Below are 16,054 nucleotides of genomic sequence, written 5' to 3' on the forward strand. Positions count from 1 at the left end.
AGATTTTTTCTCAACTCATGTGTCAAGGATGTCCCCGAACAGTGTCAGGGATGTCCCCGGCTATACAGCTGCCCAGCCTACGTTTATTAAGTCATTTTTTGCCAAGAGAATAGAATGATAAACAACTCCTATTTTAATGCACAAGAAACCGGGCCATTATCAAGTTGCAATTCATTGCCCCCAAAATCCGTCATAAATTGCCCAGTGTAGGCGTGATTTTGTTTGTTCCATTGTGCTGAAATGAAAATCCGCGGGCGTTCTTTCTCATCCTGATCCATGGCTACGAGCAATAAATTGTCTGTGTGCAGACTAAACCGCGTCACCTCAACTGGATAATCAAAATCAATTTTAGGCAAATCACCGATTTTATTCGGTGCTACAAAAGAAATAGCATTGCTCATTCCCTGCAGATGACAAACAACCGTTTTATGCGCCGCATACGTGGCACCAGAACTAGCCAGAATTAATAACAATAATAAACTCAGACGTTTCATAAGAATGAGCTCCTTCTTTTAAAAAAAGAAAATCATAGCTTAATAGTTCGAGTTCACCAACTCCCCTGCATTAAGAATGCTGATATTGCCTGCACCGTATCGGTACAGCAAGTGCTGAATGTTTCTGAACCACATCATGGGAGCTGCTACAAATAATCCATATTCCCTGGCCCCTAGGTACTCGCTTTATGCGCTGTATCCATAACTATCTTTAAGTTATCTCTGAGTTTTCTTCAAAACAAGATTTCTAGATACCGCGCATAAAGCACGGTACTTAGAATACGAAAATAAGAAATCAATTAGACCTCTTGCATAACCTAGGATGCCAGAGATTTAGACAAGTCACTCCTCATTTTTGATCCAGTTATTGCCTGTTCTTTACCCCACTGTTTCGGTTTAAACAGGGTAACTCCTGTTACAAAAATAGCGATACGTTCTAAATCTTTTTCTTCTGACAATGGTGTCGTTTTTGCTTCAAGTTCAAATTCTTTTTTTATTGTTTTGACTAAACACTCAAGATATTTATTGTCTTTGGATCCATTAGTATAAAAAGAAAGGCGCTGTTTAAAAAAGGACTGGATGTCCTTAAAAGTACAACCAAACAAGCAAGAGCTTTTCATTTCCAATAACTTACGTATCACTTCGATTTCATAAATATAGGCATTTGCTTCTGTATTAGCGATTTTTGCTGCAACATTGAACGCATGCCCTGCCTCATGAATAATCGTCCCAATCACCTCAATCGTATTTTGCTCCAAAAAACTTGCCTTTAAAGCAATCGTTTGATTCATGTCCCAATTTTTATGTAGATGTCCCAAGAGCTTATAAGTACTTTTGTTGATAAAGATCGCAGGATTCCCCTGGACACCTAAAAAATCATATGGTGGTTTTAAAATATCAATTTGAATTTGTGGGATAGAAGCAGTTACACCGTTATCGAGTCCACTCCGACCCATTCCACGACATTCTTCTATGAGTAATCGAATATGGTAAATTGTCAACATGATACTCTCCTTGTATACATATAAACAGAACATGATAAATAGAGGACAAAATGACCAATATTTACAAATACCATTATTGCGAATCAATATTTACCAGTCAATACATTTTGCGATCATTCGGTGCATATTTAATTTATTTTGCCAAAAATAATTAAGATCATTTCAAAAAGTGCTCGCGAATCAAATGTTTTTACACTTTGATTGCTTTGTATTCTATGAGTTGCATTTTGATATCGCTGGAGATAAATCGGGGAAGGCCAAATATTTGGCCCTCAATAAAAAGAGGCTTTAAAAGGTGTGCCTGCGTTAGGTTTCCTTGTGGAGGGTTTTTCCAAGCGTTCGTATCAGAAAAAGGAAACTAATTACGAGTTTCACTCACGGCTTAATTAAAGAACATGCCCTCCATCTACTTCAAAGACTTTGCCGGTAATCCAGTTTGCTTTTTCCGAAGCAAGAAATAAAGCCATATTGGCAATATCATTTGGTGTTCCAGGCTTTTGTAAAGGAATATTGCTCACATAATATGCCCATAACTCTGGATTGCTGGTTGACGTATCTTCATTCATTCCCGCCTCAACAACACCTGGCGCAATAGCATTCACCCGTATGCCATGTTTCGCTAAATCCAAGGCAGCATGTTTCGTCCATTTATTCAGTGCCGCCTTCGAAGCACCATAACCAATACCTTTGGGCATGGTGATAATGCCACTGATTGAAGAAATATTTAAAATACAGCCTTTACTTTCTTTTTCCACCATATGCTTCGCGCATAGTTGAGCTAAATAAAGTGGCGAAATCGTATTCACCTGAAAAACTTGCTGCATTTTTTCTGGGGGCAATTCAAACAGTCTTTCACGACATAACATGCCCGCATTATTCACTAAAATGTCGACACCACCTAAATACTCAATGGCCTCTTTAGCAAAAGTTGCAACATGCTCCATTTGGGAAAAATCAGCATACAATGCGTTTGCCTTTCGTCCGAGCACCTTAATCGCTTGCACGGTATCCTCTGCACCCTGTGCACCACTGCGATAACTAATCACCACATCAGCTCCTTGTTCGGCAAAAGCTATGGCTATTCTTTGGCCGATACTGCGGTTAGCTCCGGTAACAATGACTTTTTTCTCTTTAAAATCCATACCGTTTTCCTTAATTAAAGGCACTCAAATTTAAATTCTTTTTACACTACCTCATAGTTAGATGCAATGCATGTGTGACAGAGAAACCCCTGAAGCTTCAAGTTATGACGCTACGGATATAGGACTCCTTTTTTAAACTAAGCTTCTATTTTTAAAAGAAAATTTTTAATGTAAGAACAATTAAACACCTTGACAGCGAACCTAACGCACAGTAGAAATTAAAGCAACCAAGGATTGGAAAGGAGAGAATGATGGGTGGAGAACTAGAGCTCTATCAGAAAGAAATTGATACAGCAATTCAGCCTATTTTTGCACGTCTTGAACACTATCGTAATGCCATGTTTGAGATAAGGAAATTATTAAAAGACTATTTTTTTGATACATGGCGAACAAAAAAACTCACCGAAGTTGCCCAAGGAGATGAGCTTGTCTTTAGCTTCAATTTGGTTCAGGAAGCTATGGAAAAATGCTTGGTTGAAGAGAACATATTAATAGAAACGGCACAAATAATTAGTAATAACACAGAAAATCCAAGTCTTGTAGCTGCTCTTGATGCACATGTTTTAGAATGTGGTTTACCTATTACACTGCGTGAAACAGATGGAGTATATCTTTTTAAATCGACTAAGTCTTATACGCCTTCTGCTCATGCATTTATGTGTCAATTTGCTTATGCCTTAAGCGCATATCGTTTGTGTTTAGGAATTTGTGAAACCTATTTCGCTCTCTATCGTCATGAAGGGATACAAACAGAATATCTGCAAAATTACAGTGAATCAGCAACTTTGTTAAAACAACAAATTGAAGGAGGCATCAATTTAACCTCCCTACATCAACAGGCCAAGGCCAAAGAAAAGGAAATTATAAGCGCTCTTCGGACTGAGAAAGTCCATGAGGGACTCAGTCGTTTTGAACAGGATCTTGGTTCGCTCACTAGCAAACTGGTCTCGTTATTAGAGTCAGGGACCGTTCTTTTGCAAAATTGTTATCAAGAATTTCCTAACAACCCCATATTATGGATGCTGCATGATCGGAGTTGGCATACCTTGCTCAAGACTCTTTCTGGACTATTGTATGCAGATCAATACACCTATTCTACTTTATACGGCACCTTGACGATTAAAAAAGAATTTATCGAACTAATTAAAACAGAAATAGAGCATTTTGGTTCAGTAACATTAACTAAAAATCCTGTGCTTAAAATTGAGTTTTTAAGAAAAGCAGCAAAACTTATTGCTGAAACAAAAATAGACATCCTTGCAAAGCTTGCCGAACAGGGAGTAGAGGTAGTTAAAGCGCCTAAAATAGGCATATTTCCCCCTGCTCCTCCCGATGCTTATTCTCTACTCTTGAGCTCTTGGCAACGCTTTACTGGAAAAGAGCAGGACGATACCATGGAAAAAGAAGATCCATATTCCGGTATGAATCCATACTGATTTATCACTAAAAAGTCATTTCTTCCAAATTGTTGTTACCGGATATAAGAGACTTACTATAAGTCTCTTTCCCTCTTACTTGCAAAGTAGTTTTTATCCACCTACCTAAAAACTATCGAGTACATAAAAGCAAGAGCAATTGTATAAGCCAAGCAGAGTAAAACACGGGGGATAGCACGCATGGACACCACAAAGAAAACACCCATCATGTAAAACAAAAATAATGCGCCAAGAACATATTGGTTTATTCGTTCCGCAGTAGGGTAAGAATAATGGCTCAAAAAGCTATCAGGAAACGCATTCAAGCGCGTGACGACTGTTGCCATAAGAATAATTAGAAAAAACAAATATAAAACAATGAGATAAATAACCAAAAATAATGCAATCTTAAATTCCTCCCCTTCCTTTTCTTTATCGAAGCTTTTAATAAAGAGCAATGCAATGATCGAAACAATAATCCCAATCAAATTAAAACGAACAAATGAGGAGCTTACTAAAGGAAAAAAATTCAAATGGGTCAACAAGGACCATTGATATTCAGCGACTAACGCGATGAGTATCAGAGGAAAAAATAATGCAGCCTTCAGCAATAAAGGGTTTGTGCTATCCATCTTAAATAACGAATTAGTGTATTGAATACGGAGGAAAATATTCCACACAAATGCAGTAACAAAAATTAAAAAAAACGCATTAATGAGGAACAATAAAGTGATGGGGCTAAACAATACAGAGATAAAAGACTCATGCATCGCATTTCTCAAAAATATTCAGTGCTTTTAATTATAGAACACAAGCTCTGTTTTAACTCGTCTATATAAGACCACCCAAATCGATCAAAATATAATCATCTATACTATAAAAACAGCAACTATTTGTTTTTTGCTCATGAAAGAAAAATTTGAAGAGCTTTCCAAACGTCTCACTGGATTAGGCATTAATCATCAAAGTGTTCAGGAAAATGATAATGACTTAATGCAGCAAATGGCCTATATCGATTATTTAAACCATGCTGCATATAAAGAGATTGAAGAACAATACACACTGTTTGACCCCGATGCAGATATGGATGCGCAGCTTCAATTTTTTAAAAAAATCATCGCAATCAAAAGTGTCTTAAGAGAGTTACAAGTAGTTCATAATGAATTAACAAAAAATTTATGCCAAAAGGAAGAGATATACATTCACAATGAACAAGACATTTCATTCAATGAAAAATACATTCTTCCGGCCTTAAAAGGAAAACAACCCAGAGAAATTGTGCGCGCAAATTTCTATCAACTCTTAGATAATATCAATAAAAATAATTCGCTGGGTACCGATGAAGCGGCTTATATTAACTCACTCCTAATGCAGCTTGTTTCCAGGCCGGGGGGAATAAAATTAATTGTAAAGCTTAATTATTTACTGGCCACTAAAGATGCACAATTAATATTAAAGCCTAGTGAGAATTTTGAGTGCTCTATGGCCTCTACTGGATTTGCAAAGATTAATCCAAACTATAACAGCAAATTACTTACACCCGACCAAGATTTCAGAACAATTTTAAAAAGAGAAACTGCTCCTGGAGCTGGGACACAAAAAATACTTGTTGGAGTGGATTATCGCTATAACGATAAGATTGCTTCCCTGAATTTAGACACCTATGCCTCAACTGGAAATGGATTAACTGATGCCGGACCACCCTTTATTTTGTTGGCTCATGAGCTCATTCATGGCGTGCATAATCTTACTGGCAAAGCACGAAATAATTTTGGCCCTTTTTTTCAAGGACCAAAATATCGTGATGATCCTTTGATGAGCCTGTTATATCCGCCAAACTCATTATATAGCATGGGTCCTGGGGCTGAAGAATATTGGACTATTGAAGGCGGTAACCTATGTGAAAATCTTATCCGCCAAGAACACGGTTTTTTTGGGCGAACAGGACATATTAGCTCCGAACCAGGCAGTCGCGGAATTCGTGATCTCTATTATCTTGGATTAGCACGCAGTTACAATAAGAGTCATCTAGAGCGCTACTTAGCGTACATCAATAATCTTGAAGAGGCAGAAGACCATGATGAAGAGGATGTGATTGTTGAGAGGCTGCTACGATTTGAAAAATTTAAATCTTTGTCTTACTCTTTAGCCGATCTAGTTAAGCTCAGCCAGAGCTTTTCCCCTTTCCAACTCAATAAAATAGAAAAAGTTATCGCGCAATTCAACGTGCCCCCCGATGATGCACCTGGCGATCAGGAGCGAATCTTGGAACACTTTTTAGTTTCATTACACCCTAAAGCAGCTCAACTCCTTGTTGTTATTACCAACGGGAACATGGTTGATAATGGTGAAGAAATAGAATTAGATTTGCTCAACCAGGCACTTCCTGCTATTCAAAAAATCAATGAACTGCTCAAAACCTCGAATTTATCCCCGCAACTGCTAGAGCCTTTTGCCCGGTTTACGGAACACATAGAAACAAAAGTCGATCTCCACCATCACAAACACGTCTTCTAGCGTTATAGAAACAAACACCTTTTCATTCCCGCATAAGAAATCCATCTATGTTTTAGCACAGTGCGAATGCAATGATGGATTCCTGCCTGCGCAGGGATGACAGTGTGATTTGCGATGACATGTTCAAACGATTTAGAAAAGAGCACAACAGCCGACCTTTATTGATTTCTCTTCATTTTGTTCAACAAAATGCTGAACTAAGGTTTCTTTATTCAATCGCTCATGGAAAACAAACTGTTTGTCAGCTAACAACTGGTTCAGCCATGAGGCGCACATATTCAGTGAGGAGTTATAAAACTTATCAAAATTCGTCCCTGCAAGCGGAAAAATATCCCCTATCCAGGGATCAAGTAGGAAATCCTTGGTAATCACTACAGTATGTCCAATGTCTTCAATATCATAAATCCATGCAGGAATTTTCTGCTGCCTCAGTGAAGCGGCTAAATAGAATGCCTGGTGCTCACAGTTTCCCGCTTTACATCGGGACATAGTGTATTTTATTGGTGCTCTTGCATCGAGAAAACTCATCTTCTTATCCTCAAGATGTTTGGTAACTTTAAATAAAAAAGTTCTTATCTCTCCGACTCCCTGCACCGCAATAAGACTATTTTCATTATATTGGGCCATTCGTTCTGCACGTATTTTTGCTGTTAATTGATTCATAACTAAAGCAGAAGTACTCGCAATACATACGGACATGGTGGTCTCTAATGCTTTACGTAAGGTGTTACGATATTTTAGTGGATCAATCCCCGCTTTTTTGTTGTCAAACAATTTAACCATAGCCAACCTCCATTTGTGCTAATAACTTAGTGCAATTGCAAAAAATATTAAACATCTATTAGCAATAAAATGTTCACTAACTAGAAATCCAATACATCTTTATAACCCTGAGTAACATGAAAAAAATTAAATCTTGATGAAAATAAACTAAGCTCAGTTACTTTTCGTACAACTTGCAATGAGTTAATATCAGACACCATGGTTATTTAACTATTGTTAAACATTTCATTTTTTTGCATGCCAAAACGGCATCAAATTGAGAAATTCATTATAAGGGAGGGCATCAATTAGGTCGTAATGAGCCAAAAAGACCCTGTTAGTATTTTTGAAAACGAAGCTGTGAAGAGTAGGACGGATATTTTCCTGAAAATTGAGTAGTGATTTTTAGGCACTTTCTAGCGAATAAAAAGAGAGGGACAATGAGCATTTTTAAAGATATTACCCACCGTTATTGTAAAAAAATATGGGATGCCTACAAAACACAGGCCGATGACAAGACCTATAAAGGTAAAGAAGCAGCGCTATTAATTAAAAGAAATGAGTTTGCTCGAGATTTAGTAAGAACAATTCAACAAATTGAAGTTACTGACAATGACTATGCTAGCTATTTCGACCAGGTTTTAAACGAAATTAACTCCGCACTAAAGAAAGTTGCAGAGGCGGTTGATGCATATAATAAAGAACATAAAACAACATTCACTGCTGATCTCTATGAAACTTTGTTTACCCCTGCCTTAATCAGTTTTATTAATGCATTAAGCAATCTAGTTAAAAATAGCCCTCCCACAATTGTAACTATTAAAGATAAAGCTTTATTTAACCAAAATAGAGATGCTCCTTTTATTTACTATTTTACGTCGGTCTTATATGAATACATTCTTGACAAAGAATTTGATTTTGCGACCACCAAAGTTGAGCGTGATATTTTTGACGCAAAAAAAAGTTTGATCCTTAAATACGTGCAAAATGCAGGGACTCTATTTACACGTTTTGAAGAAGATGAGAGTAATGCGGAATATCAGGAGCTGATGCAGGCATTGTTAAATAGTATGACTTCTGACGAAAAAGTCATCCAACGACGCAAAACAGAAGAACCAAGTCCAAGCTATATGTCTTTGCTTTCCCAAACATTTTATAAAGCGTCTGAAAAAATAGTAGGGACAAGCCAGTTGGGACAAAAAATGGAGCTTTTGACGAAGCAATTTGGTGAAATAGCAAAAAGTAAGGAGTTCACTGCATCCTAATCTCTTACTCCCATCATAAATAAAGGCGAATGATTACTGAACATTCGCCTTTGCTGGGTTGATCACTGAAAAATCCTACAAAAAATATGATCCTTAGGAGCTCATATTAGTGCTGCGTTGTAGCGCTATAGCAGCTTGTTGTTCTAAATCACCTTCCTTAATTACATCAAGCTTTCCTTTCAACGCCTTAGTCTTTTCAACACCTTTGGTGATTATGTTTTTATCAAAAACTGAAGCCACTTTTAAAAAAAACTCACGTATTTTATTTAAGGTTTTATTGGGTTTATAGCTTAAATTTGCCTGCAATTGTGCATCAACCTGAGCGTTTGGCTGCTCCTTAGCTTTAACTTTATCAATAAGTGCTGTGCCAAATTCGGTTCTTTGTTCTTTGTTCATTATTTTATGAGAGGGATCCATGCACTGGATTTCTTTATCGAGTAACGCTATAAAATGATAAACATCTTTCTTATATAAAGTAACATCATGCAAATGTTCGACTTCTCTTCCTTCCTCCCTAAGCCGACTATTAATAACCTCTAACAATCTACCGCGAAGCCCATACGTAAAATGCCCTCCTTTGGGCAAGTCAGTAATCTCACTTAATGAGCGAATTAAATCCTTCGCATTAATATTAAGCTTTTTATTTTCATCGATCAGTTCATTAATATCAGCTGGAACAGTTACCACTACAGGCTTTATACATCTCACTAAATCACAACCCTGCTCTAAACATTCAAGCATTATTTCCTGATCCGTGCGGCTGTAACTTTTTATATTGGTGAATAACTCTCGCACCTTTTCCCATTGCCCTTCTTGCGCATAGAGTGGAATTAATTGCCGCTGGACTTCAATATTGTCTTGAGCTACTAACTTTTCTAAGGCTTCAATTTTTTCTTTACGCTCAGAGAGCAGATGAATTCTATCGAACTCTGCTTTAACTTCTGGAGTCACCACAGGAATAATGGAAATTTTTGAGGGGACCATAGATGCTTTTTCTCTTGGTAACGCCTCAATAGCATCTTGGATTTCTTTTGCTGCCTGCAGCCATGTTATTCCATTTTTATGCTTAAAAGCCTCATCGACCAGTTTATTAATGTGTTCATATCCAGGGATGTCTTCTAAGATACTTCTCACATTCAAGCAATAGGCTTCAGGAGAGCAATAAGTGTTGCGTTGTATGTCATCGATACCTCGTGCTTTTGCACGAAGCATAAAGTCCATATAGGGATCTTGACCAACAACCGCTGTTCCGACCAGCCCTATATTTTTTTTCCATACGTCCAAAGGAATAGAGGCTGATTTTTCCTCACCCCAAGTCATAATGCGAATATTTACTTTATCGTTTTGTTCATCAAACTCAATATTTCTCACGATAAAAAAATGACCATCCATAAACCGTTGTACGGCATTTTGGTCTTTAGGTGCCCCATCTTCTGGATTGAGGATATATGCAGCAAGAGATCCTGTACCTGCAAAGCCAACCATATAACCATCTTGAATGAGTAATTGTAATTGTTTTATTCGCTCTTTATCATTGATGGGAATATTTTGTACATGGTGGTAGCCTGCTTGTTTCATCCAACGGTTTACTTCATGATGCGTGGTCACACCAAAAAGCTGTTTGGCAAGCTCAGCACCTTCTGCACTGTAACCAACAGTTGTGTTTTCTGAAGAGCGTATCCCATTTAAAATAATGTGATCCACATCATGAAGCGTATCTCCCGCTGAGCTTTTTTTATTTGCCACGGCTTGGGTTACCTCAATTCGCAAAACACCTTCTTTTCCGGCAAATTCTTTAAGATCACAAACTCCTGTTGCGGCTAATTCAGCGGTTATTTTCACATATTTCAAGGGATTAAATAGGGCCATATTGTGCACAAATGCATTCACACCACAGACCTGATCATCACGCTGATTAATATAGCGAGGGTCCAATACACGAATCATCATCTGTAATGTAAGTAGGTCACGATCAAAATTTTTAAATTTAAGCGGATCTACTTTATTTAGAAAATTGTCGCCCTGATAATCTTCGTAATGACACTTTATTGAATTTAATAAAGGAAATTCTTCGAGAACTCCACGGATGGCCTCTTGTTCACCAGTTAAAAAAGCAAATGCTTCAAGCTGTTTCGCTACGGTATATAACTTAGGGTTATTTTTACCGTACCAATCATTTTGAGTGTCTCTAAGATGCTCTTGGTATTTTTGCAATAAAATTTTTGCTAATTTTTGTACATAAGCTTTTGATAAAGGCGCATCGTCTTCATTGCCACAAATTTGTGTTACTTCATCTAAAACACGCAAATAATCCTGATATGACGTGGCCTTTCTACCGTCGGTGAAAGTCGCATCAAATATCGGCTGTCCATCATCTCCATAGGTTAAAAAGTCTGTTAAAGGAAAACCCATAATGACCCCAAACAAAATAATCATCATTCATGAATGAGCAGATAACGAGACGATATTTAGGAAAAAAACCATGCTACTCTTCACTTATAATGATAAGTATAGTTAAAAATTTAGATAGATGGTCTTTTTGAATAGAAATGTAATATGTAGCCTGGGTGTAGCGCGGTGAAACCCGGGGGCTTTGCACCAATTTCCCGGGCTCTGCTGCGCCACATCCAGGTTACTCTATGTACTGCTGTAAAAGCGCAAATGCTTTTTTCGCGTACTCAAGTGGAGGCGCTTTGGCAGGATCCTGTTCTGCTTCAACGATCATCCATCCAGAATATTGATTTTTTTGCATCATGTTAATGATGGGCGCGAATTCAAGCGCACCATCGCCAGGAACAGTGAAGACTCCTGCGCGCACCGCATCCATAAAGTTCATGTGCTCGTTTTTCACTTTATCAAGCACCTCAATGCGAATGTCCTTTAAATGAACGTATAAAATGCGCTCCTTGTATTTATTGATTAAATTAAGTGAATCAATATCTGCAAATGCAGCATGCCCAGTATCCAGTAATAACGAAACCAATTGCGGGCTTGTATTTGCCATTAAATAATCGATTTCATGCTCATAAAAAACTCCTGTTCCCGCATGGTAGTGATAAACAAGTTGCATATCAAAATCATGGGCAATGCGCCCCATAGCATGCAATCCTTGAATCAGCGCCTCCCACTGCTCTGCACTAAACTCCGGCTTATGTGGGCTGAGAATAGGGCGCTCTGTTCCTTGAATCGCATGCCCACATTCACATACATTGATAAACGATGCGCCCATCGCTCTCATAAAACTTAAATGATCCATAAATCGTGATAAGGTGTGTTCATACTGATCTGGCTCAGTAAAAAAAGTACTGAACCACGCGCTCGATAATTGTAAGCCATGCTCAGTTAATGCTTTTTTTAAAATAGAAACATCGCGCGGATATTTATTTCCTAATTCGGTCCCGACATAACCTGCCGCTGACATTTCACTAATACATTGCTCAAAACTAATCTCTTTACCCAATTCAGGATCATCATCATTGCACCAATTAATTGGCGCAATTCCCAGTTTAATGCGCATAAATAATTCCTTAATATTAAGACAATATAAGACTTCTTTCGAAACTCGCTGCAGTAAGTAACGTGCGAGGAGAAACGGAGCGCAGAATCGGAGTGTACACGCAAGTACATGAGGATTCGAGCACCGCATCGACGAAGCAATTTGCCACTGCAGCGAGTTTCGAAGAAGTCTATTCTCTAACCTGTTTCAGTTGTTCCTGCATCATTTGATGTGCCTTAGTCACTTCAGCAGAATTAGATATTTCTGCAACGCCTACACGCCACCAAGTTTGATATCCAGAGCTCATAGTCTTAGGCAATATGGGTAAGACAATCACTGAGGAGGTTTCTTCATTACGCGCAGCATGCATCACCACTGCCAATTGCTCATAAGAATCTGCAAAAAAGGCTTTAGCACCCAATCCTTCGGCATATTTAACAAAATCAATCGGTAAATAATCTCCAGACAATTTCTTGGTTTTAGCTTCTCGATAGCGAAACTCATTACCAAAACCTTGGCTGCCCTGGCTTTCCTGTAAATTTCTAATACATTGAAAACCATGATTATTAAAAAGAATAATCGTTATTTTCTTACCTTCTTGAATGCTGGTAAGCAACTCGGAATGCATCATGACAAAACTGCCATCACCGACCAAAACATACACTTCACCAGCATTGTTTTCCTTAGCGAGCCTAACACCTAAGCCTGCTGCAACTTCATAACCCATACAGGAATAAGCATATTCCAAATGATAATCTTTAGGTTTTTTGGATTTCCACAGACGGTGCAAATCCCCAGGTAAACTACCTGCAGCACAAATAATGACATCATCTTCCGTGACCATCTCGTTTAATATACTCAGTACTTTGGTTTGCGATAAACCCTCTTGTTCAGCAGGAGTCACCGTAGCAATACGTTGTAATTCCTGTTGCCATTCATTTTGATAATGCAGCACCCTTTGCTGATATTCTTTAGACGTTTGATAGTTTCCTAATTTTGTCCCTATTTGCTCTAAACCTGTTTTTGCATCGCCCTTCAACATCAAGCCATCCATTTTGATTGCATCAAAACGAGAGACGTTGAGATGCATGATCCGGCACTCTTCATTTTTAAAACCCCATTTGGATGCGGTAGTAAAATCTTGTAACCGTGAACCAATCACGAAAATCACATCCGCTTGCGCAGCAAGAACATTAGCAACTTCAGATCCTGTAACACCTATTCCCCCCACGTTCAAGGGATGACGCTCAGGCAAAGCACTTTTTCCAGCCTGTGTTTCAGCTACTGGAATTTTATGCTGCTGTGCAAATTGCGATAAAACCTCAGTAGCAAATGAATAATGTATCCCACCGCCTGCAATAATGAGTGGTTTTTTTGCATTGCGAATCAGTTGAATTGCTTCCTCAAGTGCACGTTCACTAATCGGTTCTCTATCAATATGCCATAATCGTTTTTTGAAAAAAGAAGCATCATAATCATATGCCTCAGATTGCACATCCTGAGGTAAGCATAAAGTCACCGTACCCGTTTCAGCAGGATCAGTTAAAACCCTCATCGCATTGATACATGCTGTCATCAATTGTTCGGGACGCGCAATTCGGTCCCAATATTTACTTACTGGTTTGAAGCAATCATTCACTGAGAGCGTGTAATCGTGAGCCACTTCAAGCTGTTGTAAGACGGGATCCGGTTGTCTGCAGCTGAATGTATCCCCAGGCAGTAACAACAAAGGAATTCTGTTGGTGGTTGCTGTAGCGGCAGCAGTAATCATATTCGTCGCCCCCGGTCCTATGGACGACGTACAGGCAAAAATGCTTAATCTATTTTTTTGTTTTGCGTACGCGCTAGCAGCATGAGCCATTCCTTGTTCATTATGGCCTTGATAATAAGTTAAACCGTAATTATCGTATTCAAGCGCCTCACCCAAACCCGTCACATTGCCATGCCCAAAAATTCCAAATACTCCCGCTACAAATTGATGTTCTTTGCCATCCATAACGACATATTGATTCGCTAAAAACCGCAATAAAGCCTGAGCCATTGTTAATCGAATTTTCATAAACATCCTTTATAATCTAAGTCTTTTTCCACACCCTATTATTTGCTTTGCTTGTTCGTGTCCACTCGTGCTCTTTAATAAAAGTGGGCAGAGTATAAGGATTGTCTTGTAAATGACGTATAAACCAAAGTGTATAAAGAGCATATCCTGGTGCCGCGCAATGCGCATGACTCTGACCCTTGGCAATATGGTACGTATCATAATTCTCAATACGCAAAACCTCTTTTCCATTCTCACCAAATGCATAACCCTGGGGTTCAGAAAAACGGTAATGATAGATTTCCGGTTGGTCATGATAATGAGAAGGATAACTTGACCAACGTCCTTGAAAGGTAATAATTTCGCCAACCACCAAATTAGACTCTGGCCTGTTGCGTTTATCAAACACCGTCCTCACAATACGATAAGAGCTATCATCTAAGATATCTTTTCCTCGATTATCCAACTCCAAAAGATTAGATTGATTAAATAATAAAGGCGCAAATGCGGCATGATTCTCTGTTTCAATAAGTAAAATCTCACAATCGCTCAACGCGTCAACCGCAGCTCTTTGCCCTGCAGGACAATGTAGAACAACCGGTTCTTGGGAAAAATAATCGTAGCGCTCAGCATGCTGGCTTTGATTGGCATAATGAAATACCACTTTTCCCGTCATTAATAATGCCGCGAATTCATAATGATCATTGAATAAATATTTTTGCCCCGCATTTAATTTAAGCGAACTAAAATTCATGCCCTCATGAGATAAGGAATCCAATGTCACAATGGTATTCAATCCTTGAGTAAAACCGTGTGGATTTTTAATAAGAAGCTGTGGATTTTTCGGTGTGTTCTTTTGATGTAATTGAGCCAAATAAGTACTTTCCCAAATCCGCGGCTCGGCATCAAAATGCTGTATAAAATAATCTAATTCTTCTTTATAGGGTATCGCTGGAGCACAACCATGACGAGTAACGACCAAAGCCCCACAGGCATTTGCATAAGCCGTCGCTGCCTCCCAAGATGTTCCTTGTAACAACGACGATAAAAGACCTGCCATAAATCCATCACCAGCGCCAAGTACATTAAGGACTTCGACAGGAAATGGCTTAGAGGCCAAGGGTTGACTATTACCTGCAAAATAAACTTCAGCGCCTTTTTCACCGCGCTTGAGTACGATGGGCGCCCTGCTCAATGCACGAATGTTCTTGAGTGCGCTATGAATTTCATCACAGCCACCAGCAATACAAATTTCCTCTTCAGTACCTACAATTAAATCACAAAAAGACAAAATGCGTTGGTAGATTTGACTTACCTTCATGCTTGCGCAGTATCGTGTTTCTCCATTCCCGCGGGTGGTCAGTCCCCAAAGTACCGGACGATAATCCAAATCAAGAACTATTGCAGTTTCTGTATGTCTTGCAAGCTGAATCACCTCTTCTGTAGTGTGCAAGATGGCATCGGTAGATAGACCAGTGCCGGTTATTAAAATGGCTTTGGTCTGTTGTAATATGCTTTTGTTAATTTGCTGCGACTTAATTTGCATGTCAGCACAATCAGTACGATAAAACATTAAGGGAAATTCATGGGGTGGTTTAATACCCAGCAATACGAGTCCAGTCAAATGCTCTGGGGTTTCACATAATAAATCGGTATTGACGCCCTCACGTTCTAATTCATTTTTTAAAAAACGTCCCATCTCATCCTGACCAACACAAGAAAACATCATGCACTGAAGCCCAAGACGCGCAGTCCCCACCGCAATATTTCCCGCACAACCGCCTAAATATTTTCTAAAACTCTGTGCTTCACTGAGTGATACGCCAATTTGCTCTGCATACAAATCGACTGCCACACGTCCCATACAAATCAAATCAACAGGTCTATTCGCATCAAAATAAAATGGTGGATAAGTCATACT

The 16,054-nt window shown here is 38.7% G+C and carries 12 protein-coding genes; 3 read left to right on the forward strand and 9 right to left on the reverse strand.

What is annotated here, in order from left to right; all coding sequences use genetic code 11:
• Nucleotides 1–128: 128 nt before the first annotated feature.
• The 3 genes from BGO44_RS00005 to BGO44_RS00015 all read right to left on the reverse strand — a co-directional run bounded on the left by BGO44_RS00005 (nt 129) and on the right by BGO44_RS00015 (nt 2,640).
• Nucleotides 129–494 (reverse strand): hypothetical protein, encoded by a 366-nt coding sequence (locus tag BGO44_RS00005; RefSeq protein WP_058511159.1) that lies wholly within the window; start codon nt 492–494, stop codon nt 129–131.
• Between the two features lie 317 nt (nt 495–811).
• Complete coding sequence (locus tag BGO44_RS00010; protein WP_273201522.1) at nt 812–1,498, reverse strand: hypothetical protein; 687 nt, start codon at nt 1,496–1,498, stop codon at nt 812–814.
• 386 nt (nt 1,499–1,884) lie between these two features.
• Nucleotides 1,885–2,640: an SDR family NAD(P)-dependent oxidoreductase gene (locus BGO44_RS00015; protein WP_273201520.1), complete on the reverse strand. Its 756-nt coding sequence runs from the start codon at nt 2,638–2,640 to the stop codon at nt 1,885–1,887.
• A 248-nt stretch (nt 2,641–2,888) separates the two neighbouring features.
• Between BGO44_RS00015 and BGO44_RS00020 the strand changes: the two genes are divergently transcribed.
• Nucleotides 2,889–4,076 carry a hypothetical protein gene (locus BGO44_RS00020; RefSeq protein ID WP_273201517.1) on the forward strand — a complete coding sequence of 396 codons (1,188 nt, stop codon included), beginning with the start codon at nt 2,889–2,891 and terminating at the stop codon, nt 4,074–4,076.
• Between the two features lie 101 nt (nt 4,077–4,177).
• Here BGO44_RS00020 and BGO44_RS00025 read toward each other — a convergent pair whose 3' ends face one another.
• The gene (locus BGO44_RS00025) at nt 4,178–4,825 is read right to left on the reverse strand and encodes a hypothetical protein (protein WP_273201515.1); all 648 of its coding nucleotides are present in this window, start codon (nt 4,823–4,825) and stop codon (nt 4,178–4,180) included.
• A gap of 136 nt (nt 4,826–4,961) precedes the next feature.
• On the opposite strand from BGO44_RS00025, the gene BGO44_RS00030 reads away from it, so the two are divergent.
• Nucleotides 4,962–6,572, forward strand: coding sequence for a type III secretion system effector protein (locus BGO44_RS00030; protein ID WP_273201513.1), 1,611 nt, complete (start codon nt 4,962–4,964; stop codon nt 6,570–6,572).
• A 132-nt stretch (nt 6,573–6,704) separates the two neighbouring features.
• Here BGO44_RS00030 and BGO44_RS00035 read toward each other — a convergent pair whose 3' ends face one another.
• Nucleotides 6,705–7,355, reverse strand: a complete 651-nt coding sequence (locus BGO44_RS00035) for a hypothetical protein (RefSeq protein WP_058511165.1) — start codon at nt 7,353–7,355, stop codon at nt 6,705–6,707.
• Nucleotides 7,356–7,774: 419 nt separating this feature from the next.
• On the opposite strand from BGO44_RS00035, the gene BGO44_RS00040 reads away from it, so the two are divergent.
• The gene (locus tag BGO44_RS00040; protein WP_058511166.1) at nt 7,775–8,599 is read left to right on the forward strand and encodes a hypothetical protein; all 825 of its coding nucleotides are present in this window, start codon (nt 7,775–7,777) and stop codon (nt 8,597–8,599) included.
• A 93-nt stretch (nt 8,600–8,692) separates the two neighbouring features.
• Here the strand turns inward: BGO44_RS00040 and BGO44_RS00045 are convergent, their stop codons facing one another.
• The 4 genes from BGO44_RS00045 to iolC all read right to left on the reverse strand — a co-directional run bounded on the left by BGO44_RS00045 (nt 8,693) and on the right by iolC (nt 16,051).
• Nucleotides 8,693–11,011, reverse strand: coding sequence for a tetratricopeptide repeat protein (locus BGO44_RS00045; protein ID WP_058511167.1), 2,319 nt, complete (start codon nt 11,009–11,011; stop codon nt 8,693–8,695).
• Between the two features lie 220 nt (nt 11,012–11,231).
• Nucleotides 11,232–12,116 carry a myo-inosose-2 dehydratase gene (gene iolE, locus BGO44_RS00050; protein WP_273201510.1) on the reverse strand — a complete coding sequence of 295 codons (885 nt, stop codon included), beginning with the start codon at nt 12,114–12,116 and terminating at the stop codon, nt 11,232–11,234.
• A 169-nt stretch (nt 12,117–12,285) separates the two neighbouring features.
• Nucleotides 12,286–14,154 (reverse strand): 3D-(3,5/4)-trihydroxycyclohexane-1,2-dione acylhydrolase (decyclizing), encoded by a 1,869-nt coding sequence (gene iolD / locus BGO44_RS00055; RefSeq protein WP_058511169.1) that lies wholly within the window; start codon nt 14,152–14,154, stop codon nt 12,286–12,288.
• 16 nt (nt 14,155–14,170) lie between these two features.
• Nucleotides 14,171–16,051: a 5-dehydro-2-deoxygluconokinase gene (iolC, locus tag BGO44_RS00060; protein ID WP_058511170.1), complete on the reverse strand. Its 1,881-nt coding sequence runs from the start codon at nt 16,049–16,051 to the stop codon at nt 14,171–14,173.
• Nucleotides 16,052–16,054: the final 3 nt, after the last annotated feature.

It is taken from the genome of Legionella sp. 39-23 (genome assembly GCF_001897665.1).
In the GTDB taxonomy this organism is placed as follows: domain Bacteria; phylum Pseudomonadota; class Gammaproteobacteria; order Legionellales; family Legionellaceae; genus Legionella; species Legionella steelei.